This is a genomic window from Roseovarius sp. A-2, assembly GCF_002072155.1.
In the GTDB taxonomy this organism is placed as follows: Bacteria; Pseudomonadota; Alphaproteobacteria; order Rhodobacterales; family Rhodobacteraceae; genus Roseovarius.
This window is the reverse complement of record NZ_BDIY01000076.1, coordinates 1-1,673: the sequence shown is the minus strand read 5'-3', so window position 1 is coordinate 1,673 and position 1,673 is coordinate 1. Positions and strand designations below refer to the sequence as shown.

The following is a 1,673-nucleotide window of genomic DNA, read 5'->3' as shown; positions in this document are numbered from 1 at the left end:
GGCTCTGAATCAATTTCGGTGCAGCTTGGAGGTTCCTTCCTATCAGGACGCTGCAACAAGCCGGGCTCTGAGCAGGTCGATGTTCGCCCGGCCATACATCTGACGTTTCAGGATCTTGAGACGATTGATTTGGCCCTCGGTTTGCCCGTTTGACCACGGCTCCCGCAGGGCTGCGGCGACTGCGGCTTGATCGCGCCGGAGCCCGCGGGCGAAGGAACAGAGCAGCCCGGCCTCCGCTTCATCCAGCCATCCCGCCAACTCGCTTTCGCGAGCATTCCGCACCATGTCCGTGAACCGGTCGGTTAGCCTTCGGGCGGTGGCCAGCGCTGGCAGCGCGGCCTCGATCCTTGCAATCTGGATTGCATCGGCCTTGCTCAGGTGATCTCGGCCCATGATTAAGAGGCGGGCAATCTTGCGCGCGGAGGGAGACCTTCCAGTTCCCGACGGCACTGCTTGCTCTGCTCGACGTTGGCGTGTTGCCCATTCTCCGATCACGCGAAGGCTGCCTTGGAAGCCGTCGGCGCGCATCCTACGCCAAAGTTCTGTACCATTCCGGCAGCCTCCTGCCCATTCCCGTTCCAGCCGCGGTAGCCAAGGGGTGAGACTGCTCTCGCGGATTCGGAAAACGTCCTCACGCTCCCCGCGAACGATTTGGCGAACCAAACCGCGGCTCAGCCCGGTCAGGCGAACGATGCGTTTGATGGGAGTGCCATCATCGGCCATCTGGCGAACCAATCGATTGGTCTGCTGGCGACGCAGGAAGCCCTCGTATTGCAGCCTTTCCGCCGCCGTCAGCAGCTTCGGATCGAGGGTATTCGCCCCGGTCGCCTTTCGGATGGCAGGCATGTTCCGCTGTACTGCGGACAGGAAGGCCGCGCTCGCATTCTCCAACAGGTGCCAGCGGTCGGCGACCTGAACCGCCTTCGGCAAAGCCCTTGAGACCGCACTGCCATATCCCCCGTTGCGGTCACGGGCGACGACCTCGATCCCTGGCCGGGCCCGCAGCCACGCCTCGACCGTAGCAGGCTCCCGGTCCGGAAGAAGATCGATGACCCGGCGCCGCTCCAGATCGCAGATCAACGTGCCGTACCGCTGACCTTTGCGCCATGCCCAATCATCGATGCCGATGACGCGGAGTTCGCTGCTGGCAGCCTTCGCCGTGCTTCGAATGCTGCGCAGAAAGGTATCCTTGCTGGCCGGCAGCTGGAGCCGTGCAGCAAGTGCCTGTGCTGGACGTCCGCCCAGTGCCAAGCCAAGGTGCCGGACCAGCCCTTGCAGACGGGAGGTGCGCCGCGCATACGGCCGGGTCACGGCAGGCGGAAACCGCTCCGCGAATATCTTCGCAGAGCAATTCATGGCGCGGCACCGAAAGCGACGAACCAGCAAGACCAATTCCACAGCCCGGCCATGAGCAGGCAGATCAGCCGGACGACGCCGATACCTGCTGTGGACATGACGCGAAATCGTGCCGCAGTGCGGACAGGCCGCCGCAGTTTTGGCAGAATGTGAATGGATCCGGATCGTGTTTTCGACAAGTTCGATCTGATCGGCCTTGAGACCTGCGGGTAGAAAATCCCGCCGTGAAAAGTGCAACGCCATCGGCAACCTCCGCGAAAGATGGCCGAAATATAGCGTTAGCTATGCCAGAACTGCACCAAATCTGCGTCAGAGCC

At 62.5% G+C, this 1,673-nt stretch carries 1 protein-coding gene; it reads right to left on the bottom strand.

Annotation, left to right across the window (positions count from 1 at the left end):
* Positions 1-42 precede the first annotated feature (42 nt).
* Positions 43-1,599 carry an ISL3 family transposase gene (locus tag BHD06_RS22590; protein WP_139784867.1) on the bottom strand — a complete coding sequence of 519 codons (1,557 nt, stop codon included), beginning with the start codon at positions 1,597-1,599 and terminating at the stop codon, positions 43-45.
* Between the last annotated feature and the right edge of the window lie 74 nt (positions 1,600-1,673).